The organism is Mesorhizobium sp. M0491 (assembly GCF_040321265.1).
Classification (GTDB): Bacteria; Pseudomonadota; Alphaproteobacteria; order Rhizobiales; family Rhizobiaceae; genus Mesorhizobium.
This window is the reverse complement of sequence record NZ_JAMYRE010000003.1, coordinates 51,452-71,305: the sequence shown is the minus strand read 5'-3', so window position 1 is coordinate 71,305 and position 19,854 is coordinate 51,452. Positions and strand designations below refer to the sequence as shown.

Sequence of the window (19,854 nt, the reverse complement as noted above, 5' to 3'; positions counted from 1 at the left end):
TGACCATAAATGCGCCAGCGCTAAAGTTTCCTTAATTGCCGAGATTCCACAGTTTTTCTCTACCTGCGGCTGTAAAAGCTTAAATTTGCGCACCCAATAATCGAAAACGACGCCAGTTTGGTGGCTTTGAATCCGAAATTCGCGCATCGCGCTCTTGAAAATGAAACCGAATTTCGGATTCACCACGCCAGTACATGTCGCATTTGCTTGCGTGTGGTCGTCGCAAAGCTGGAATCCTGACGACGATGCTGAGGCAGAGTTTTCCTCGAGGAGGTCGAAATGAGCGACAATCATACGGGATCGTGTCTGTGCGGAGCGGTTCGCTTCAAAACGCACGGAGCGCTGCGTGGCGTCGTCTATTGTCATTGCTCGCAATGCCGCAAGCAGAGCGGACATTTCTATGCCGCGACCAATGTTGCCAACGCCGACATTGTGATCGAGGGCACGGAAAGTATCACCTGGTACGAAGCCTCTACCTTCGCCAGGCGTGGGTTCTGCAAGGCATGCGGATCGGTGCTGTTCTGGAAGCCGCGAGACCAGGACTACGTTTCAGTCATGGCGGGATCGTTCGACAAGCCGACAGGTCTTGAGGGGGAATGCCATATCTTCGTCGGTGACAAGGGTGACTACTATTCGATCGACGACGGGCTGCCGCAGTTTGAAAAGTCGACACCGTCCATACCGGTTGCTGAATGAATCTTGGACAAGTCACCTTATTCCATTGATCTGGCCAGCCATTGCATTATCCCGTGCCGGTGATTCGCAAAGGGGTTTGGCATGCAGCGGCTGATCGATGCTTATTTCAATTCGGTGCGGGCGTTTCGCAAGCTGGCCACCAGCGAGAAGGCTTTCCAGCAGGAGCTGATGCTGCTGGCGCTTGCCTTGCCGCTCGGCTGGTTCGTTTCGATCTCGTGGCGCGGTTATGCTTTGCTGATCGGCGCCGTGCTGCTCTTGATCATGGTCGAAGTGCTGAACACCGGCATCGAGGCGGCATGCGACGCTTTCAGCCGCGAGTTCAATGTCGATATCCAGTTGGCCAAGGATTGCGGTTCGCTGGCGGTGCTGATTTCGGTGCTCATCGTCGCCGGCGTCTGGGGTATCGCCATTATCGAGCGGATTACGGGACTACCGATCTAGCCTTTCGATGCCTACATGCCAGTCACCAAAGGAGACTGTCATGTCCGAAGCCACGAGCTTTCTGCTTCTTGAGCGTGCTGGCCTGCCAGACGATCTGCGCTGGCTCGTCGAAAAATACCCGCGTGAAAACTGGCAGGACCATGCCAACATCCATGGCATCGCCAATATGTGGCTGCAGCGGCACGACATGTTCCGCGAACTTGGCGGCATGCTGGCCAACGGTATTGGGGACTACCGTGAGGGACGGCTGACGGCGCCTGATTTCGCGCGCTGGTTCGCGCCGCGCCTCGATCATTTTCTTGGGCATCTCGACGGTCACCACAATGTCGAGGATTATCAATATTTTCCGGTCTTCGCCAAGGCCGAGCCCCGTTTGAAGCGCGGCTTCGAGATTCTCGATGCCGACCATCACACCATTCATGAAGGGCTGGAGCGCAATGCCGAGGCGGCCAATGCGTTCATCAAGACGCTTCAGGAAAACGAAGACAGACAGCGCTTTGCCGCCGACGCCTATGCCGACGAAAACAGCCGGCTGATCGCCATGCTGACAAGGCATCTTGCCGACGAGGAAGACCTGATCATCCCGCTGATCCTCGATCGGGGGGATCAGGCGCTCGGCGTGGATTGACGATCAGTCCTCCCTGGCGCGTTCCTTCCTGGCGATGTGACGGGCGACGAGCCATGCCAGAACGGCCACGGTCAGGCCGATGCCAAGCCCGATCAGCAACCGTTCGTGATGCATCAACGCCTGGCCGATGACGTGCTCGGCTCCCAGTCCAAAGACATAACCGATCGTGCTGAACAGTACCGCCCAGACCGCCGATGAAAGCGCGTTGAGGATGACGAAGCGCGGCGCGGCAATGTTGGAAAGCCCGGCTGCAATGCCGCCGACGAGGCGCATGCCGTAGATATAGCGGTTGGACAGCACGAAAATGTCGGGATGGGTGTTGAGCAGCCGAAAGGCGCGGCGGAAGCCGGGCCGTTTGCGCAATCTGACGACATAGGGATGGTCGGCGAAGCTTCGTCCGAGGATGAAGAAGAAAGTATCGCCGACGAAGGCGCCGAGCGCGGCCGCAAGAACCGCGTGCCACAGGACGAAGACCTGCTGGTGGGCGAAGAAGCCGCCAAGGATGGCGGCACTTTCGCCCTCCGCGACGCAACCGATAAAGACCGCGAGCAGCCCGTATTGTTCGATGAAATGATGGATTGCGTCGGTCATGAAGCCGACTGCTGCGAAGACAGCCTTTCGTCGATCCGCTTGACCATTTCGGTCAGCTGCACGATCTCGTCGCGCATACCGAGAATCTGGCCGTGGCGCAGTTCATCCAGCTTTTCATGCAGCGCCATGATCTCGATCTCGGCTTTCAGGTTGACCTCGTAATCGTGGGCGGCGTCGATGCGGTCGCGTTCGGTCTGGCGGTTCTGCGCCATCATGATCACCGGCGCCTGCAAGGCGGCGACCATCGACAGAACGAGATTGAGGAAGATGAACGGGTAGGGATCGAAGGCGTCACGCGACAGCAGCCAGACATTGCCTGATGTCCACAGGATCAGAAAGGCGATGAAGGTCAGGATGAAGGACCATGACCCACCGATGCGGGCGATCGTGTCGGCGAGCCGGTCGCCGAAGGTCTGGTGGAAGGCGACGGCCTTGTTGGTGTCGCGCGAGATGGTGGTCCGTTCGAGCGTCGATTGCAGCACCCGGCTTTCGAGCTGGCTGAGGCCGTCCGGCCGCCGCTTGAGCCAGCGGTTCGCCAGGTCGTCGATCGTCTTGTTCATGGCCATCTCCAGGGTCTTTGGCTTGCCGTAAGAGGTAGAGGCTGCCGGCTCACACGGGAAGTGTTAGATTGATTCCAGTTGCCGAGGGACCAATGGCCGATTTCAAGAAAATTCGCGCACGCGCCGCAAAACGCAAGGGCGGCGAAGAGGAACTTACGTCGCTGCTGGGTCCGGCGCCTGACAATGCCGCCGTGGCTGACATCGCCGATGACCGCATTCTCTCTGTTATGGCCGAACGCGTCTTCGCCGCTGGTTTCGTCTGGCGCGTGCTCCTGTAGACGTCTGGACATCGCTGGGAGCTTGTAACGGGCAGGCTGCTCCCTATATCCAGGGAAAGGAGCTAACCCAATGAAAATAATACACAATTCTAATCCAAAGTTATCAGAATCTATTGAGGCCACTGACAAAGTTCTAAAAAGTTCAGTGGTAAAAGAATCGCTGATCATCAGTTACATCAGGTGGTCAACGGTCATCCAAGGCGAAGGCGACTCCTATCGTCGGCAAAAATGTTTGGCGGACGAATGGTGCAAAAAGCAGGGCCTGGAACTCGCTCCAGAACACATTATGACCGATGCCGGGCTATCCGCCTACAAGGGTAAAAATGTGTCGGAAGGTGCACTCGGTGCGTTCCTGAAAGCCGTTCAGGAAGGTCGGTTTCCGGCGGGGACTATTCTGCTGGTTGAAAATCTGGATCGGCTTAGTCGCCAGCACCCAATGGTGGCCATGAACTTGCTGCACCAGATTGTAGAGGCTGGAATAGTGGTGGTGACGCTGGGCGACCGAAGCGTTGAATACCGCAAACCGCTGACCATGGGCGACATGTTCAACGCCATCATCGACCTGTCCAACGCACACGTCGAATCTGAAAAGAAACAATTCCGTTCGACCAGAAATTGGGAGAAGATTCACGCTGACCTCGAACAGGGCAAGCCCATGGGCAATTGTCCTGCGTGGTTGCGAGTGTCCAAAGACCGGCAGCGCTACGAAGTCGAAATAGGGCGAGCCACGGTCGTCGAACGCATGTTTGACATGTGCATTTCAGGACTCGGTCTGCCTGCTATCGCCAAAGCGTTGAACGATGCCGGGGTAAAGCCATGGGCAATGGAAAAGCGCAAAACCCGTAGGGCAGATTATTGGACCATTGCTAGCGTCAGCTACTTCCTCGCAAGCCGGGCCGTGTTCGGGGAGTTCTATTCGCCAAAGCTACAGCGGGTCTATCCCAATCATTTCCCGGTGATCGTTGAAAGAGAGATTTTTGACCGGGCACAAGCAGCCAAGGCAACCCGATTGAAAGCGGGTAGGGGCAGGAAGGGAGCCACCTACACCAATCTGTTCGGCCAGCGAGCATATTGCCAAGATTGCGAAGAGCCGATGACCATCAGAAACCCCAAGAAGGGCAGGGCCACACAGTTTTATTGCAAAGGTACGCTGCATGGGCAGTGCAACCATCGCCCATGGAACTACAACGTTTTTGAAGAGTCGTTCCTGACACTCGTGAACGAACTCGATATGCAGGCCATCATTCACGGTGGCAGCGCTTCTCGTTATACAGAAATCATTGGACAGATGCAGGCGTTGGAAGGCCAGAAAATCGATTTGGAATCCAAGGTGAACAAGTTGGCTGAAATGATGCTGGACGACACCATGCCGGTGGATTTGTTGAAACCGAAGATGCAGCACCACAAGAAGCTTCTGGACGAAACCAAGGAGCGTGTCGCCAAGTTGGACGACGAAAGAAATGCGATTCAATTGGAGCGAAGCGCCGCCCAAGAATCCAACAGGATCACATTCCCAACCGACATCAGCACTATCGACCTGTACAATCTCAGAGCCAAGGCCGCACAGCACATCAAAACCTTGGTAGACCACATCGAATTGAAACGGATGGATATCGGGGAGCTGGTGCATTCCTTCTACACGGTCAGGTTCGTTGGTGGTGGTAAACGCACGGTGTTTGTGAATTACTCCAATCCAAGGAAACCATTTGCTGTATCGGGCAATCCTGACGCATCCGACTACGTTCACAACAAGGACGGCAGCAAGATCGGCATCCGGTTGGGCGGCAACGTGAAGGGTATGGAGTTTACCTAGAAAGCACGATGCTGGTGACGGCTCACTTATCGAGCCTTCATAGCGTCGGGCGTGCAGGCCGGCAGCGACATCCGTAGTTCGAATGCGCTATCGTGTAGCACCCATTTTGCATGATATTTCGATGCGTAGCGAACAGTGTTGGCAAGGTGTTCGTGCGTTTCATCGGCGGAACGGACATCCAGCTTATCGAAGTTCGACCATGACCTGTCGGACCATCGCCCAAAGCCCTCTACAAGGGCCGCAGGGACCCAACAGACGGCATGGATGTGCGGGTATGGCTCACCATCTCCTTTGTCGTCCAGAAAGGCATGGCAGACCGGCTGAAGCGCTATCTTATTTGGTCGGTGGAAGTTCGGCATATAGTCGGCCAAGCCGTGGACCCACCATTGGCGGAACAAACCAAACATTTCGGGCGCAAATTTCCCGATTAGCTCGTGCCGAGCGGAGCCGGTCTTGCCGGTCCAGACCCTGCCATGGAACCAGTGCGGCCTAAAGACAACGGTCACATGATAGATATGTGATTGTGGTTCGCATCGCTGGCGCTCAGCGAAATCTTCGATTATCCGGTTGGTTTCGAATGTCTTGTAATATTTTAGCAATTGTAGCTTAGAGAGCAATAGAGCATGTCCTTGTTTTTGGCTTATTGTCAGACAATAACGTAATTACAGCCGTATGGTATACGTCAGTACAGTCGAGTTTGCATTTTGAAATTGCACTTCACGGTGCGTTTAAATGAACCAAAAGCCCCGCACTACTTCGTTCATGCCAAAATTCTTTATATTATATATATGTATATATAAACTTGGAGATTTTAAATGTTCAATAAAACATACGAATTACAAATCATTCAGCGCCGAATGGATTATCTGGATGGCCTTATGGGCGCCAAGGTATATAGCAGGAGCGAACTAATCGAGGCATTGCTTTGGCTCGATGAGCAAGATGCCATTGATAGGGAGATTGCAGATGGAGCGAAAGCCAATTCTTCTCGTCATTCCTAAAGGGCTTCTCCGGGAGATCGACAACGCAGTTGATGAATTGGGCATCAGTCGAACTCGGTTCCTCCTGCATTCGGCGGAAAAGCATCTGAGGTATGTATGCGAAGTTGAACTGCCCGCTTTGCGAGAGAGCCGCCAAGACGCTGGTTGTTGACTGATCACTGCGACGCTTCCTGCTTCCGGACGAAATAGGACTCCATCCCATCCATGTAGTGCGTGTAGCAGGATGCCCATGACGGCGATTGCCGGTGCACGAGCTGGCGGTAAATCCGGTGTTTTCTTTGATCCGTGGCATGGAAATGGAACAGGTACGGTTTTTCCTGCCGAATCCAATCGGCGGCCAAGGCCACTACCAGGCGCAGCACGGGCCTTCCGTCGCTAAAATAGCCACTCTCGCAAAAAGGTACGATGTCCTCGTCCCACGCACCCCACGTGCCGCCAGTGAAGGCTTTCTTCTTGGTAGCACCGCCAATAACCCGGAACGTGACGGCTCCCCCATTTAGGGCCTTGAATTCATAGAGTAGGCCGTCGACGGTGAAGCGTCGGCGATATTCTCCTGAATTCGACTTTTGACAGATCGTGCTCAATCTCGCTTCAGTTCGCATCGGCAATGATGCGGTAAACGGAAGACCGGCCCACACCAATGGCTGCGGCGATTTCCGATGCGCCTCGACCAGCCAAATGCATTTCTATGATCTGGGATGCCTTGCGTCGTGCGGTGGGTGCTCTCCCCATAAACTTGTGTTCTGCCTTGGCCTTGGCAATCCCCTCTCTCTGGCGTGCCAGCATGATTTCACGTTCGAACTGTGCGATTGACCCAACAAGATTCATTAGAAGTCGGCCAGTAGGCGACGTGGTATCGATAGCCATATCCAGAATCTTCAGGCCGACCTGCTTGGCCTCAAGTCTGGCGACAATTTGGCTCAGATCAGAAACTGAGCGGGCGAGCCGATCCAAGCGAGTCACAACGAGAACATCGTTCTCTCGCACGAACTCGATTGCCCGCTCCAATTCCGGACGACTGGAATTTACGGAAGAAACCTGCTCGCCAAAAATCTTCTCGCAACCCGCCGCATGCAGGTCACGCAACTGCGCCTCGTAGCCTGCAACTTGGTCAATCTGACTTGTCCGTGAATAGCCAACAAACATACCAAATCCTTCCCAATAGCCTCCTAGACACTATGGGACAATTTTCCCAAAAAGTCAACGGAACTCTTGTGGGACACGGATCGTCAGATACAGTCGTTCCCATAAGATCAGGGTCCAGCGGGATCATGGAAAGGCGGGACTGTGTTTCGAGAAGTTGAAATTCAAAACTATCGTGGGTTGGCTCACGAGAAGATTGGTCCCCTCGCAGGTGTCAACCTCATCACAGGTAAAAACGGTTCTGGGAAGTCGTCGTTTCTGGAAGCAATCTTCCTAAATGCGGGAGGAAGCAATCCGAATTTGGCGCCCATGATGAGTGCATTCAGAGGTGAGAATCGGCTCTCCCATCTTATAGACACCCCATTCCGCCTGTTTTTCGACCTGCAAGACCTGAAGCCTGCCAAAATCAATGCGACATGGAACGGACGCAAGAGGCGGCTCGTAATCCACCCACTCTCTTCGACCATTGGTGTGGTGGGTGCTTCAAGCACAAAGGCGCTTCTTTCTGGGGTTAGGCTGAATTTCAAGGGGCCATCGGGTGCGTCGACGGGGCAAATCGAAATCAAGCCACCCATCTTGCCTGGCATACAAGTAGGAGCCGACTTAGCCACCGGCCAGAATGCCGCCCCGCCTGCTGGCCCGTCAGTATCGTTCTCAAGCAGCGGGCAGTCAGACGTGGTGAATGGGCATTTCATTCCGCCCTACCAGATCGATCTATTCGAGCAGGTGCATCAGCAAATAACAAAGCTGACAAAAGAAAAAAGAATTGGCGATTTGGTTGCTATGATGAAGGGGATTGAGCCGTCAATTTCAAATATATTTGCCTTATCCGAAACTAATATGAACGAGATTTACTTAGATATAGGCAGAAATTATTTGATGCCGTTATCTGGAGTTGGTGCAGGATTTTTCAATCTGCTAAAGATTTGTGCCGGAATAACTACAAATCCACGAGATGGAATCTTCATAGTTGATGAGATTGAGAACGGAATCCATCACACCCTTTTGAAAGACTTAGCTAAAATTGTTATCGACGGAAGCCGATCAGCAGGAATTCAGTGCTTTTGCTCTACACACTCCGGGGAGATGATTTCGGCCTTTGCTGAAGCTGCAAGCGAGCTGAATTTCCACGACTTATGCGTAGTGAGATTTACAAGGACCGAAGCGGGACGGCGGAGCACCGTTTTTAGGGGGGGCGAGATCGGAACGGCCCTGGCAATTGATGGAGAGTTGCGGTGACCTATCTGGTTGAGAAGCCAGATGCTTCAACTCGCCCCGGTGCAACCAGACTTTTAATGGCGGAAGGCTATGCAGAGGTCGGTTTTATTGAAACCTATCTTGCAACGCTGCAAACACCGATAAATCAGGTGATACTCACATGTTTCAAGGGCGTGGCGAACCTCGCCCAGTCCGTGAGGGTAATGCGAAAGGTCCTGGATCCTGGCGAAGGTGCTGGGCGGTTTGGTCGAGTAGGCGTGTTTGCTGATGCAGAGCAGAATCCCGCCGGGCGGCTTGATGCGGTTGTGGATTCAGCCGACCAATTTGGATTCGGTGCCGTGTCCCAGAATCTTCGCCAGACAAACTTTTGCGATGCTGGTCAGCGCCGCTTCGCCTTCCATCTTGCGCCGAACAATGTGGGAGCCGGGATGATCGAAGATCTCGTTGCCGCTGAAATTGCTGGCAGCTCTATTGCGCAGTGCTTGACGGACTATCGTGCCTGCGTACTGGCGGCTGACGCCATGAACTTGTCGTCAAAGGCGCAGGCCCAGATTTTTATCCTGACAAAGCGAAACTCGGATGCAGCCGGCCTGGGAAGAGCTTTCCAAGACGGCATTCTCGACGTCATGCATCCGGCATACGCAAACTTTCGGGACGCCATCAACAGGTTAGTTCAATAGACGATGGGGCGTCGCAAAAGTGGGTAGCTCGATTCGGCGGTTCACAGCGGATCAGCGGCGCATCCGGCGGGGGGGTGGCGTGCATGTTTACCAAGAAGACGACGTTCGTTATCGGCGCCGGCGCCAGCAAAGAAGTTGGGTTCCCAACCGGTGGCGAACTCAAAACGACAATCAGGGAACTGTTGCGTTTCGAGCAGAAACCCAATGAGCCTTTGCGGGGAGACGAGGTCCTTCTGAATTCCTTCAAACGGCTTGTTGAACAGGCGCATCCGATAGACAAGTCGCCTCGCAAAGCGGCTTTACTAAACCTGTATGGCGTGGCCGGCCACATCTCGGAGGCGCTGCATGTCGCCAAATCCATTGACAATTTTTTGCATGAGAACCGTGGCGATCCGTTTGTCGAAACTGTCGGCAAGCTAGCGATTGCCCGAGCTATCTTAGATGCAGAAGGAAACGAGATTTACAGCAAGCTTTATGTCAGCCCATCGAATGTTCACAACCGACTTCAGTTAGGGAAGCTCGAAGACACATGGTATGTGCCCTTCGCTCAGTTGCTGCTGTCATGCACCTTGGATGAGTTGCCCGGCCAGTTGTCGAAGGTACGCTTCATCGTATTCAACTACGACCGTTGCCTTGAGCACTTTCTACTTTGGGCTATTCGGATCAAATTCAAATTGGACGAGGCAGAAGCGGCGTCCTTGGTGAACGAAATCAAGATTTGGCATCCCTATGGCAGAGTTGGCCGATTGCCGTGGCAGAAAGGGCAGGGCGTCTCAGTTCAGTTCGGCTCTAAAGAGGCCGATATCATCGAGGTGGCGAAGCAGATACGAACCTTCACTGAGAGTAATGACGGCGAGGGAAGCGACATCGACAATTTGCGAAGGGAGCTGGACGATGCCAACGTCACAATTTTTCTCGGCTGTTCGTACCACGAGTTGAACATGAAACTCATCCAGCCGGCTCCATCCGAGCGGCTGAACGCCGGGAAAGAGAAGCGTTTTTACGGAACTACATTTGGCTTGTCGCAATCAAGCTTGGCGGCGGCGGAAAGCCGAGTACGCAACTTTACGACCGAAAAGGCATCGGAATCGCCCTATATGCGGTTTGGTCTCAATTGTGTGGGGCTGTTTAACGAACTTTATGCGGAACTGGAGAGGTGACGGAGGAGCGCTCGGCCCGGTTTTGCTGGGCCGAAAAGTGGGGGGAAGGTCAATAGATGCTACAGAGAGCCTTTGGCCACCGCCCGCAAACGAGCCTTCAGGCCCTCTCGCAAAGACCTCATATTGTCGTAAAAAATTATCGGGTAGTCCTTGATGTCGAACTCGATCTTAGTCCCTTGTTTGGCTAGGAAAATAGGTATCTTTCCAATCCCCTGCGCATATCCTGCTTCGTAAAATACATTTGGCCTAGCGCCGGTCACATCGACAATGACGAACTGCGCAACTCGAATCGCTTCGAATATGCGATCGGTAATCCGTGTGTTCGATTCTTGATCGTCTATCCGTTCCGCCTCGATACCCAAATCTTTTGCCGCAATTTTTATTGCGTCGAGAACGTCATCTAAATCCCTATTGGAAGGGTCGATCGACATGGCTACAAATGCATAACCAGCCCGCAATTCGTCCTTTGCAATTTCTATGTTCGTGATCACTTTGCTAAAGACCCCGTCTTGGATCGATCCTATCGCAACGTCGATTGAATCGAGAATTGGAGCTATGACGTCCATGCCGTACGGAGGATCGAATATACCGTCAAATGGGTCAAAATCTCGCTGAATCAATCCGCCGACGGCGGGAGGAGGTGCGATAGTATAGGTGTGATGTGCGCCAGCCTCAATAATAATTCTTCGGATAGATGACTTCTTTTGGTTTATAGCGCTTCGACGTGCGGTGCTTGGCGTGATCTTATAATCTCGAAGCATCAACGCAAACTCTTTTAGTCTTTGGATTTTCATCTCGTCTGAGCTGGATTCTTCGAATTTGTCGGTTGCCACTTTGGGCTTACTCCAATGCCTTATGTTGTCGTATGTTTGAGTATGCTGACGATTTCTCGCAAAACATTAGCGGTAGTAGCGTTTGAATTTCGGTGACGACATACATGTCTTCTGAAAAAAGACACGGGGAACGGTGGCAGCGTTAGATTCGTCGAGCGCAAATCGGCCATTGGCATCTTGAAAATGGTAGTCGGATTCGTGTCCGTCGGACCAGATGACCGTCACATCGTAGCCGGCGGTCTTCGGGTCGTATGTTTCGCAGGTTGACTGAACCAAGTGCGTCGCAACGCCGTACCTGACCTTGCCATAAAATCCTCGGAGACCCTCTCCATCCATTGGGGTAGGTTTCCCGACTATTTTGACATCAGTCTCATCGGCTTGTGCCAACGACACTGAAATGATTGACATTAAAATCGATAAAAGCAGCGTGAAATTGCGCACGTTGTTCCCCCTCATTTGGCTATGAGGATCGATACCAAGGCAGATACCGATCGACGTATACTATCTGCATGCGTTATCGATTCAGCAGGTGGTGAGCAACGGATAATGGGAGGGGGAAATGAAGATCTTTCTTTATGCTCTGGCTTTGACGCTCATGGCTACAAGCGCCATGGCGGGTGGGAGCTATCTTTCTACTGTCATGAAGGGTTCGAAAGGTCCGGAAAAATACACCGCCACCATCATCTCCAAGAAGGCTTTCTCAGCGGAGGAAAGCCAAGGCTACAAGGTTGTTTCGAAGATCAAGTTCGATACTGGCCAATCGTATTTGCTTCGACAGTCGGTCGATTGTTCCTTCCCGTCTGTGGTTGACGATGAGACGGGGCAGGCCGTCGAAATTCATGTTGGTCGAAAGGGCGGTTTGGCATTTGACCAACAGTATGCCGTGTTTTACGCCGTGTGTTTGAACAAGAAGTACAAACCCACGCTTGGTTAGGCGGGGCCGCATTCAAAAACGTTCTTGATCAAGGCTGAGTTGAGTGCTTGAGGCCTTCATAAAAATTATGAAGGCCAAAGCCGGCCTTGTCTCGGAATTCTTGCTCTGCCGCCTTTAGCTGTTCAGAAACAGGTCGGTAGTCCTTGATCTTATCAATCGCATAAAGGCACCCAGCGACCAACGTTGCCGCTGCGCCGATCCCGCTCTGGAGTTGGGATAGAAGGCCGGTTAGTCCAGCTCCACCGCCACTTCCGGTCAAAGCAACTACCTTTGCAACCTCACATTTGATTTGAAAGCCAAGGCTTTTCCGTTCCTGCTCCAGTTCCTCGGCCTCTTTCCGATATGCCAAGACACTCGCTTGCGCATGCTGTTGGAAATCTTCCCTATCGCCTATTTCGGCTGAAATGGCAGCGATCGACTGTAGCATTTCGTCCCTAGCGGCAGCCTGATGACCCCACGCACGAGAGCGCAGTTTCAAGACTTCCTCGACGGGCATAGCCGCTAGCACCGTCTCGTCAATGTACTCGCTATGAGCTATTCGCATCACCTGTGAACGTGTAGCCCAAAACGGATCAAATTCCGTGACAGCGTCCATCACCTTGTTGGCTCGACTGGCAATCCGGGCAGCGATTTTTCCCGTCGATGCGTGTCCGAAAAAGGGAACCATTCGTCGTGATGCGCAGAAGCCAATTGTCTTCATCGCCGATGCTATTCTCGCCCGGCCAATGCGGGAATATTCCTCTCGAAGATTCTCTCGATTTAGGGGACGCTGAATCGGCGCAATCGCCGGATCGTTGTTGATTCCTCCGTCAGCGGCAGACTGGATAGCCAGTTCCTGAACAATCTCATCCGGCAAAGAGAAAAGCCATTTGTCGCCTTCCAGTGCTTTGGAAACTACGTCTTCGTCCCGTGCGATGTTTCGAAAGGCCCACAGAAGGAATCGTGGGTTGAGTGGGTAGCCACCCATTTGAACGGCACCAATTGTGAATGAATCGGATGAAGACCGATCATACGATGACACCACGTCAACGAGTCCTTGCCGACCTGCAACTGAGAACTCGTCAAGAAGTCTCTGAAAAGCATCATCATAACCGGGAGCTTTTCCCAGCGGTTTCACTGGGCCCATCTTCATTCCAAAGATGGGCGGCATCCCCATCGCTATCGTAAACGCTTGTCGAGGAAAGAAATCCCGATCGTCAGGGTCGAACAGAAGAGCCCGATCAAATGTGAGCAAAGCCCTTTTCAGTTCAAGTGAGCTAGGAACATACTCTGTAGGCGAAAACAGTGTCTCGTAAATCACAGAAAGCCTCCAAAAGGCCGGGATCTCACCCAAGTGGTTTCGATAGCATACAATCGGCTAGCGATGTTCAATTGACGTGTGGAGCGTCATCGAGCAGAAATGGCCGGGCTTCGAGGAGGCGTTTCTGCGCTTCGAGCCGAAGCGGCTGTTGTTCCAGCCCGATGATTTCTGGCACGATCTGACGGCGGACCAGCGCATCGTGCGCAACCCGCAGAAGATCAGATCCGTGCGCGACAACGCTGCCTTCGTCGAGCGCGTGTCGAAGGAATATGGCGGTTTCGGCCAATTCCTCGCCAACTGGCCGGCTGACGACCAGGTCGGGCTGATGGCCTGGCTCGGCAAGCATGGCAGCCGGCTGGGCGGCAATACGGGCCAGTATTTCCTGCGCTGGCTGGGTTGGGATGCGTTCGTCATCTCGGGCGATATGGCCGCGGCGTTGCGCGACGCCGGCCTAGACATCGCCGAAAGCCCGACTTCGAAGAAGGACCTGGACAAGATCCAGAGGCAAATCAACCAATGGGCAGCGGAGACGCATCTGCCGCGCCGGCATATTTCACGCATCCTGGCGATGTCGATCGGCGAGAACCATTCGCCGCAAGCGCTGCGCGAATATATGGGCGACGACTGATACCTGGTCGTATCGCCACGATTGAAGTACGTTGATCGGTCCGTACACGGTTGACGTATGTCAATCGGTCCGAATTGGTCCAAACGAACGCCATTGCCCGGGCAATTTTGCCGCGCTAAGTCAGCAGGCATGACCAAGAAGCTCGACATCCTGCGCATCGCCGTCGCCCAGCTCAATCCGACTGTCGGCGACATATCAGGCAATCTCGCCAAGGCCCGCGAGGCGAGGGCGGATGCCGCACGTCAAGGCGCCGATCTCGTGCTCTATACCGAGCTTTTCCTCGCCGGCTATCCGCCGGAGGATCTGGTGCTGAAGCCGGCCTTTTTGAAAGCCTGCGAAAAGGCGGCACAGGATTTTGCCGCCGACACCGCGGATGGAGGTCCCGGCGTCATCATCGGCACGCCGTTGAAGCGCAAGAGCGGCACGCACAATTCGATCGTCTTCGCCGATGGCGGCAAGATCATCGCGGAACGTTACAAGCTCGATCTGCCTAACTACGGCGAGTTCGACGAGAAGCGCGTCTTCCAGGCCGGACCCGAGATCCAGGGGCCGGTCAATTTCCGCGGCGTGCGCATCGGAGTTCCGATCTGCGAGGACATCTGGGGCGATGTCGATATCTGCGAGTCGCTGGCCGAAAGCGGGGCGGAAATCCTGCTGGTGCCGAACGGCTCGCCCTACTACCGCGCCAAGATCGATGTCCGCCACCAGGTCGTCATCCGCCAGGTCATCGAATGCGGGCTGCCGATGATCTATGCCAACCAGCTTGGCGGCCAGGACGAGCTGATCTTCGACGGCGCCTCGTTTGCCATTGGCGCCGACAAGACGCTTGCCTTCCAGATGAGCCAGTTCGAGGAAGCGGTCGACGTCACTACATGGAAACGCCAGGGCGATCACTGGGTCTGTTCCGAAGGGCCGATGTCGAAAATTCCGGACCGGGAGGAGGCCGACTATCGCGCCTGCATGCTAGGCCTGCGGGACTACGTCAACAAGAACGGCTTCAAGAATGTGGTGCTTGGTCTGTCCGGCGGCATCGATTCGGCGATCTGCGCGGCGCTCGCCGTCGATGCGCTCGGCGAGGAACGCCTGCGCGCGGTGATGATGCCCTACCGCTACACCTCGAAGGACTCGCTGAAAGATGCCGAGGATTGCGCCCGGGCGCTCGGCTGCCGCTACGACATCGTGCCGATCTTCGAGCCGGTCGAAGGGTTTCTGCACGCGCTGACGCAGATGTTCGAAGGCACTAAGGAAGGCATCACCGAAGAGAATCTGCAGAGCCGCGCGCGCGGCACCATCCTGATGGCGATCTCCAACAAGTTCGGCTCGATGGTCGTCACCACCGGCAACAAGAGCGAGATGTCGGTCGGCTACGCTACGCTCTATGGCGACATGAATGGCGGCTTCAATCCGATCAAGGATCTCTACAAGATGCAGGTCTACGCGCTGTCGCGCTGGCGCAACAGCCACGTGCCGCCGGGCGCGCTTGGCCCCTCGGGCGAGGTGATCCCGAAAAACATCATCGACAAGGCGCCATCGGCGGAATTGCGCGAGAACCAGACCGACCAGGATTCGCTGCCGCCCTATCCGGTGCTGGACGATATTCTCGAATGCCTGGTTGAGAACGAGATGGGTGTCGACGATATCGTCGCGCGCGGCCATGACCGGGCGACAGCGACGCGCATCGAGCACCTGCTCTACATCGCAGAATACAAGCGACGGCAGGCGGCGCCGGGCGTGAAGATCACCAAAAAGAATTTTGGCCGCGACCGCCGCTATCCCATCACCAATCGTTTCAGGGATCGCAGCTAAGTACCGAAAGCGCGCGGCGGTGCGGCCGGAGACAGCTATGCCCGATTGTGAAATCAGCTTCGACATGTCACGGATCGATTTCCGTGCGACATCGGACCTGTTGATGGCAAGCTATTGGGGCGCCGGACGCACTGACGAAGTCCATCGCCGCGCCTTTGCCAATTCACTGTGCGTCGGTGCCTATGTCGATGGCAAGCAAGTCGGCTTCGGCCGCGCGATCACCGACCGCACGGTATTCGCCTATCTCGCCGATATCATCGTCTGGCCGGAGAACCGCGGGCAGGGCATAGGCAGCCGGCTCGTCCAGGCCCTGATCGACCATCCGGAGGTCAGGACCGTTTTCCATTGGAGCCTGTCGACCAGCGATGCCCATGGCATGTATGAAAAGCTCGGGTTCAAGCCATCAACCGATGGCCGCTACATGCGCTTCGATCGCGTTTCTGAATGAGGCGCGGCTTGCCCGCCATTGTTGCAAAATAATCGCAGTGGTTGGACCAGATACGCTTTTGGCGTCAGCCCGTCTTGGCGATGCATCGGAGCGTCTCTATAAGGACCCCTCCGCAATTGTCTTGCGGGAGGTCCGAATGGCAGTATTTCACATGGTAATGCGAGGCCGCGAAGCCTAGGTCTCATCCGGCGCTCAGCGAAGGTTTGCCCTTCGTGCTGATGCCGGATCGAGCACAGGCTTATGCCGATGCCGGTCGCCGCCCGATTATGGGCGAGACGCCAAATATGCCACTCCGCTTTCCGGGCACTCATTGGCCCCTTGCGCGGCTTCTTCAATTTTCGACCTACTGGGATCGGGCTCGTTTGTGCCCGAATGACATCATGGCTCGTTTTAAGATCGATTTGCGCGCGAGCGCCTTTCGCAGCGTTCTTGGCTTCACGCTCACCCATTGGCGGCGCCAGCCCTGGCGGCTCTCGCTCATCATGGGCAGCTTCCTGCTGTCGACGCTGGCCGATGTGCTGACGCCGCTCTACTCCGGCCGGCTGGTCGACGCCGTCGCCAGCAGCGCCGGCGCCGACGCGATTGCCTGGAATGCCGCGATGACGGCGTTCTCGATGCTGATGGCGTTGGCGCTGGCCGGCGTCGTCTTGCGCAATCTTGCGTTCATGGGGATCGTCGAGTTGACGTTGAAGATGATGGCCGACATCGCCGCCGATGCTTTCCATCGCGTCCAGCGCTTTTCCACCGACTGGCATGCCAACAGCTTTGCCGGTTCGACCGTTCGCAAGGTGACGCGCGGCATGTGGGCGCTCGACCTGCTCAACGACACCATCCTCATCGCGCTGCTGCCGTCGGTCGTCATGCTGGTCGGCTCGACGTTGCTGCTCGGCTGGTTCTGGCCGTTGATGGGTGCGGTCGTTGCTGCCGGTTCGGTGCTGTTCATCACGGTGACGGCGCTGCTGTCGCTTGGCTATGTCGCGCCGGCGGCAAGGCTCGCCAACACCTGGGATACCCGCCTCGGCGGCTCGCTGGCCGACGCGGTCAGCTGCAACGCCGTCGTCAAGGGCTTTGGCGCCGAGGAGCGCGAAGAACGCCGACTGGCCAAGGTCGTCGCCAAATGGCGTGCGCGCACACGGCGCACCTGGGTGCGCGGTACCATCAACGGCACCACGCAAGGGGTGCTGCTGCTGGTCATGCGCGCCGCGGTGATCGGCCTGGCGCTGATGCTGTGGTCGTGGGGGCAGGCGAGCGCCGGCGACGTTGCCTTCGTGCTGACCTCGCTTTTCGTGCTGCAGGGCTATCTCAGGGATATCGGCACGCATATCCGCAATCTGCAGCGCTCCATCAACGATATGGAAGAGCTGGTCGATTTCCAGTCCGAACCGCTCGGCATCGAGGACCGGCCAGGTGCCGAGCCGATCCGGATCACCGAAGGACGGATCAGCTTTGACAACGTCACCTTTCACTATGGCCATCACCGATCGGCGCTTTACCGCGACTTTTCGGTCGATATCGCGCCGGGTGAGCGCGTCGGGCTGGTCGGCCATTCGGGGTCGGGCAAGACCACCTTCGTCAAGCTTATCCAGCGGCTCTATGACGTGAATGCGGGGCAAATCCTGGTCGACGGCCAGGACATCTCGCAGGTGGCGCAAGCCTCGTTGCGCGGGCAGATCGCCATCGTTCAGCAGGAGCCGATCCTGTTCCACCGGTCGCTGGCCGAAAACATCGCCTATGCCAGGCCGAGTGCGACGCAGGAGGAGATCGAGCATGCCGCGAAGCTGGCGAGTGCGCATGACTTCATCACCAACCTGCCGAAGGGCTACGGCACGCTGGTCGGCGAGCGCGGCGTGAAACTGTCGGGCGGCGAGCGTCAGCGCGTGGCGATCGCGCGCGCCTTTCTTGCCGATGCTCGCATCCTGATCCTCGACGAGGCGACATCGAGCCTCGATTCGGAATCGGAGGTTCTGATTCAGCAGGCGATGGAGCGGCTGATGGTCGGCCGCACGACGCTGGTCATCGCGCACCGGCTTTCGACGGTGCGGGCGCTGGACCGGCTGCTGGTCTTCGATCGCGGCAACATCGTCGAGGAAGGCTCGCATGACGAACTGATCCGGCTGAAAGGCGGCATCTACCGTCGCCTGTTCGAACGCCAGGCGTTGGAACTGACCAAGGGACTTGTGAGCTGAATTGAGGCGGCCTGCAGCTTCGGCCGGAGGCCGCTTCTGTCCGGCACGGTCAGCCCAGCGGGCTGGACCAGGGCATGCGATCGCAGGGCCGCGGCCAACCCGCCGATCAGCGCCGTGATGCTGGCCGACTTGATTTGCCTGTGAAGTCCTGTCCGGATAGTAAGTCTTGAGACCTCTGTTCATCATACCGACCGAGATACGTTGTTTCTACCATTGGTTGATATATATCCGATGGAGAGCAACCTACGGACGTTCTTCACGATGCATCTTTCTGCGAATGCCGAGGAAAAGTTGGCTGCGCCGTCAGTGCTGGAATCTCAGCATGGCTCGGTTCGTCCGCTGGCTGCCGAAGATCTCGAGCGCGTCGCCGCACTCTTCCTGACGAAGTTTCGCCGCCGCCGCCGCCACCTCCTCGATCGCGCGATCGCCGAGACGGCCGCGTATATGAGAGAGATTTATCTCGACCCTGCCGGCCAGTCCGGGGAAAGCAACGCTCTTGTCCAGATCAATCGGCACGGTCGTCTGGGTGGGTTCCTCGGCGTTCTGAAAGCCCGCTACGAGCTCAATGGAGCGGCATTGAATGCGGCGATCATCGGGCCGCTCATGGCCGACCCCGGCACCGATGACGGCTCGGCCGGACCCCAATTGCTGCGTGCCTTGCATCAAGGCGAATTCGATCTGCAACTGACCGATTCGGCCAACCGGACATCCTTGGCCTTCGCGCGCCCGATGAAGTACCAACTCCTTCCGGTGCATTGTCTGGGATGGACATATGTTTTCCGGCCGGCGGCGATGGCCGCCTCCGCACTGCACCGTAAATGGCCTGGCCTGCCTCGCCTTGTACTCGATCCATGCGCGAGAGCATTCGATGCTCTCGCGAAGAAAAGGTTCGAGCCCCCCGTCCTCCATTCATCGTCACATCGCACCCACCGTGAGCCGATCGATGCCGTGCAATTTGCCGAGAAGCTGCCGACTCTCCTGTCTGGTTACGCTCTTCGGCCGAGTTGGAAGGATGGGGAACTGCCACGGCTGCTTGCGCTGGCGGCCGAGAAGCGGGCCGACGGCCCCCTTCATTTCGGTGGGATCTACGACGAAACGGGCAAAATGCTCGGTTGTCATGCCTTCTATGGTCAGGCCGGCGGCATGGCGAACCTGTTGCAGATCCAGGCATCCGCACCGCACTGGGGCGCGACTCTGGATGCGCTTGTCGCCGCCGCATGGGAGATGGGCTGCGTGGGCATCACCGGACAGACGCAGACCAGATTCATACCTCAACTCTTTGGCTACAAGAATGTCTTCTTCCGCTATGCCGGGGGAACGATGGTCCGCTCGCGCATCGCCGAGGTCACGGAAGCGGTCCGCTCCGGCGACATTTTTATCGGTGGATTGGTGGGCGACCGCTGGACCCGCCTCAGTTCCGATGATTTCGGCCGCTGATCGCCTTCAACCGGTCGTCGGCCCCAGCGGCTGGCTACGCTTGGGTCACAAAGGCCGCCTCCGGACTGCGCGC

The 19,854-nt window shown here is 56.0% G+C and carries 21 protein-coding genes and 2 pseudogenes; 15 read left to right on the top strand and 8 right to left on the bottom strand.

The features are described 5' to 3' along the window. Positions 1–279 precede the first annotated feature (279 nt). The 3 genes from NKI69_RS04225 to NKI69_RS04215 all read left to right on the top strand — a co-directional run bounded on the left by NKI69_RS04225 (position 280) and on the right by NKI69_RS04215 (position 1,765). A complete protein-coding gene (locus NKI69_RS04225) occupies positions 280–696 on the top strand; it encodes a GFA family protein (RefSeq protein ID WP_023810559.1) in 417 nt (138 codons plus the stop codon). A gap of 81 nt (positions 697–777) precedes the next feature. Beyond that, entirely contained in the window at positions 778–1,137 is a 360-nt protein-coding gene (locus NKI69_RS04220) for a diacylglycerol kinase (RefSeq protein ID WP_023810560.1), read from the top strand. A 40-nt stretch (positions 1,138–1,177) separates the two neighbouring features. Beyond that, positions 1,178–1,765, top strand: coding sequence for a hemerythrin domain-containing protein (locus NKI69_RS04215; RefSeq protein WP_352552965.1), 588 nt, complete (start codon positions 1,178–1,180; stop codon positions 1,763–1,765). Between the two features lie 3 nt (positions 1,766–1,768). Here the strand turns inward: NKI69_RS04215 and NKI69_RS04210 are convergent, their stop codons facing one another. Together NKI69_RS04210 and NKI69_RS04205 are read right to left on the bottom strand one after the other, a co-directional pair. After that, the gene (locus tag NKI69_RS04210; RefSeq protein WP_352720194.1) at positions 1,769–2,356 is read right to left on the bottom strand and encodes a DedA family protein; all 588 of its coding nucleotides are present in this window, start codon (positions 2,354–2,356) and stop codon (positions 1,769–1,771) included. Beyond that, positions 2,353–2,916: a DUF1003 domain-containing protein gene (locus tag NKI69_RS04205; RefSeq protein ID WP_023810564.1), complete on the bottom strand. Its 564-nt coding sequence runs from the start codon at positions 2,914–2,916 to the stop codon at positions 2,353–2,355. Before NKI69_RS04205 ends, NKI69_RS04210 begins: the two co-directional genes overlap by 4 nt. Before the next feature lie 92 nt (positions 2,917–3,008). Between NKI69_RS04205 and NKI69_RS04200 the strand changes: the two are divergent. Together NKI69_RS04200 and NKI69_RS04195 are read left to right on the top strand one after the other, a co-directional pair. Continuing rightward, a pseudogene (locus NKI69_RS04200) lies at positions 3,009–3,188 on the top strand (DNA-3-methyladenine glycosylase I); the annotation flags it as partial. Between the two features lie 76 nt (positions 3,189–3,264). Continuing rightward, positions 3,265–5,007 (top strand): recombinase family protein, encoded by a 1,743-nt coding sequence (locus NKI69_RS04195; RefSeq protein ID WP_352720192.1) that lies wholly within the window; start codon positions 3,265–3,267, stop codon positions 5,005–5,007. Between the two features lie 26 nt (positions 5,008–5,033). Here the strand turns inward: NKI69_RS04195 and NKI69_RS04190 are convergent, their stop codons facing one another. Further along, positions 5,034–5,624, bottom strand: a complete 591-nt coding sequence (locus NKI69_RS04190; RefSeq protein WP_352720191.1) for a hypothetical protein — start codon at positions 5,622–5,624, stop codon at positions 5,034–5,036. Between the two features lie 198 nt (positions 5,625–5,822). Here NKI69_RS04190 and NKI69_RS04185 point away from each other — a divergent pair, with 198 nt between their 5' ends. Continuing rightward, positions 5,823–6,008, top strand: a complete 186-nt coding sequence (locus tag NKI69_RS04185) for a hypothetical protein (protein ID WP_352720189.1) — start codon at positions 5,823–5,825, stop codon at positions 6,006–6,008. Between the two features lie 155 nt (positions 6,009–6,163). On the opposite strand, the gene NKI69_RS04180 is transcribed toward NKI69_RS04185, so the two are convergent. Then, positions 6,164–6,592, bottom strand: a complete 429-nt coding sequence (locus NKI69_RS04180; RefSeq protein WP_352720187.1) for a hypothetical protein — start codon at positions 6,590–6,592, stop codon at positions 6,164–6,166. 7 nt (positions 6,593–6,599) lie between these two features. Beyond that, a complete protein-coding gene (locus NKI69_RS04175) occupies positions 6,600–7,154 on the bottom strand; it encodes a recombinase family protein (RefSeq protein ID WP_352720185.1) in 555 nt (184 codons plus the stop codon). Between the two features lie 141 nt (positions 7,155–7,295). Here NKI69_RS04175 and NKI69_RS04170 point away from each other — a divergent pair, with 141 nt between their 5' ends. The 3 genes from NKI69_RS04170 (at position 7,296) to NKI69_RS04160 (ending at position 10,209) form a co-directional block, all read left to right on the top strand. Then, positions 7,296–8,390, top strand: coding sequence for an AAA family ATPase (locus NKI69_RS04170; protein ID WP_352720183.1), 1,095 nt, complete (start codon positions 7,296–7,298; stop codon positions 8,388–8,390). Beyond that, positions 8,387–9,049 carry a DUF3226 domain-containing protein gene (locus tag NKI69_RS04165; RefSeq protein ID WP_352720181.1) on the top strand — a complete coding sequence of 221 codons (663 nt, stop codon included), beginning with the start codon at positions 8,387–8,389 and terminating at the stop codon, positions 9,047–9,049. The genes NKI69_RS04170 and NKI69_RS04165 overlap by 4 nt, the downstream gene beginning before the upstream one ends. Positions 9,050–9,132: 83 nt before the next feature. Continuing rightward, entirely contained in the window at positions 9,133–10,209 is a 1,077-nt protein-coding gene (locus NKI69_RS04160) for a hypothetical protein (RefSeq protein WP_352720179.1), read from the top strand. Between the two features lie 59 nt (positions 10,210–10,268). Here NKI69_RS04160 and NKI69_RS04155 read toward each other — a convergent pair whose 3' ends face one another. Beyond that, positions 10,269–11,042 carry a hypothetical protein gene (locus tag NKI69_RS04155; RefSeq protein WP_352720177.1) on the bottom strand — a complete coding sequence of 258 codons (774 nt, stop codon included), beginning with the start codon at positions 11,040–11,042 and terminating at the stop codon, positions 10,269–10,271. Between the two features lie 66 nt (positions 11,043–11,108). Next, positions 11,109–11,483, bottom strand: coding sequence for a hypothetical protein (locus NKI69_RS04150; RefSeq protein ID WP_352720174.1), 375 nt, complete (start codon positions 11,481–11,483; stop codon positions 11,109–11,111). Between the two features lie 118 nt (positions 11,484–11,601). Here NKI69_RS04150 and NKI69_RS04145 point away from each other — a divergent pair, with 118 nt between their 5' ends. Then, positions 11,602–11,976 (top strand): hypothetical protein, encoded by a 375-nt coding sequence (locus NKI69_RS04145; protein ID WP_352720172.1) that lies wholly within the window; start codon positions 11,602–11,604, stop codon positions 11,974–11,976. Positions 11,977–12,004: 28 nt separating this feature from the next. Here NKI69_RS04145 and NKI69_RS04140 read toward each other — a convergent pair whose 3' ends face one another. Then, entirely contained in the window at positions 12,005–13,276 is a 1,272-nt protein-coding gene (locus NKI69_RS04140) for a hypothetical protein (RefSeq protein ID WP_352720170.1), read from the bottom strand. A 76-nt stretch (positions 13,277–13,352) separates the two neighbouring features. Between NKI69_RS04140 and NKI69_RS04135 the strand changes: the two are divergent. The 5 genes and pseudogenes from NKI69_RS04135 to NKI69_RS04115 all read left to right on the top strand — a co-directional run. Beyond that, a pseudogene (locus NKI69_RS04135) lies at positions 13,353–13,904 on the top strand (DNA-3-methyladenine glycosylase I); the annotation flags it as partial. 129 nt (positions 13,905–14,033) lie between these two features. Next, the gene (locus tag NKI69_RS04130; protein ID WP_023810566.1) at positions 14,034–15,710 is read left to right on the top strand and encodes an NAD+ synthase; all 1,677 of its coding nucleotides are present in this window, start codon (positions 14,034–14,036) and stop codon (positions 15,708–15,710) included. Positions 15,711–15,747: 37 nt separating this feature from the next. Further along, positions 15,748–16,158 carry a GNAT family N-acetyltransferase gene (locus NKI69_RS04125; RefSeq protein ID WP_023810567.1) on the top strand — a complete coding sequence of 137 codons (411 nt, stop codon included), beginning with the start codon at positions 15,748–15,750 and terminating at the stop codon, positions 16,156–16,158. Positions 16,159–16,538: 380 nt separating this feature from the next. Beyond that, a complete protein-coding gene (locus tag NKI69_RS04120) occupies positions 16,539–18,344 on the top strand; it encodes an ABC transporter ATP-binding protein (RefSeq protein WP_023810568.1) in 1,806 nt (601 codons plus the stop codon). A 231-nt stretch (positions 18,345–18,575) separates the two neighbouring features. Next, positions 18,576–19,781 (top strand): hypothetical protein, encoded by a 1,206-nt coding sequence (locus NKI69_RS04115; RefSeq protein ID WP_245273191.1) that lies wholly within the window; start codon positions 18,576–18,578, stop codon positions 19,779–19,781. Positions 19,782–19,854: the final 73 nt, after the last annotated feature.

Bases quoted from the DNA above. Each gene is read 5' to 3' on its own strand.
- NKI69_RS04225 (WP_023810559.1), top strand. From the start codon at position 280: ATGAGCGACAATCATACGGGATCGTGTCTGTGCGGAGCGGTTCGCTTC.
- NKI69_RS04220 (WP_023810560.1), top strand. From the start codon at position 778: ATGCAGCGGCTGATCGATGCTTATTTCAATTCGGTGCGGGCGTTTCGC.
- NKI69_RS04215 (WP_352552965.1), top strand. From the start codon at position 1,178: ATGTCCGAAGCCACGAGCTTTCTGCTTCTTGAGCGTGCTGGCCTGCCA.
- NKI69_RS04210 (WP_352720194.1), bottom strand. From the start codon at position 2,356: ATGACCGACGCAATCCATCATTTCATCGAACAATACGGGCTGCTCGCG.
- NKI69_RS04205 (WP_023810564.1), bottom strand. From the start codon at position 2,916: ATGAACAAGACGATCGACGACCTGGCGAACCGCTGGCTCAAGCGGCGG.
- NKI69_RS04195 (WP_352720192.1), top strand. From the start codon at position 3,265: ATGAAAATAATACACAATTCTAATCCAAAGTTATCAGAATCTATTGAG.
- NKI69_RS04185 (WP_352720189.1), top strand. From the start codon at position 5,823: ATGTTCAATAAAACATACGAATTACAAATCATTCAGCGCCGAATGGAT.
- NKI69_RS04175 (WP_352720185.1), bottom strand. From the start codon at position 7,154: ATGTTTGTTGGCTATTCACGGACAAGTCAGATTGACCAAGTTGCAGGC.
- NKI69_RS04160 (WP_352720179.1), top strand. From the start codon at position 9,133: ATGTTTACCAAGAAGACGACGTTCGTTATCGGCGCCGGCGCCAGCAAA.
- NKI69_RS04145 (WP_352720172.1), top strand. From the start codon at position 11,602: ATGAAGATCTTTCTTTATGCTCTGGCTTTGACGCTCATGGCTACAAGC.
- NKI69_RS04130 (WP_023810566.1), top strand. From the start codon at position 14,034: ATGACCAAGAAGCTCGACATCCTGCGCATCGCCGTCGCCCAGCTCAAT.
- NKI69_RS04125 (WP_023810567.1), top strand. From the start codon at position 15,748: ATGCCCGATTGTGAAATCAGCTTCGACATGTCACGGATCGATTTCCGT.
- NKI69_RS04120 (WP_023810568.1), top strand. From the start codon at position 16,539: ATGGCTCGTTTTAAGATCGATTTGCGCGCGAGCGCCTTTCGCAGCGTT.
- NKI69_RS04115 (WP_245273191.1), top strand. From the start codon at position 18,576: ATGGAGAGCAACCTACGGACGTTCTTCACGATGCATCTTTCTGCGAAT.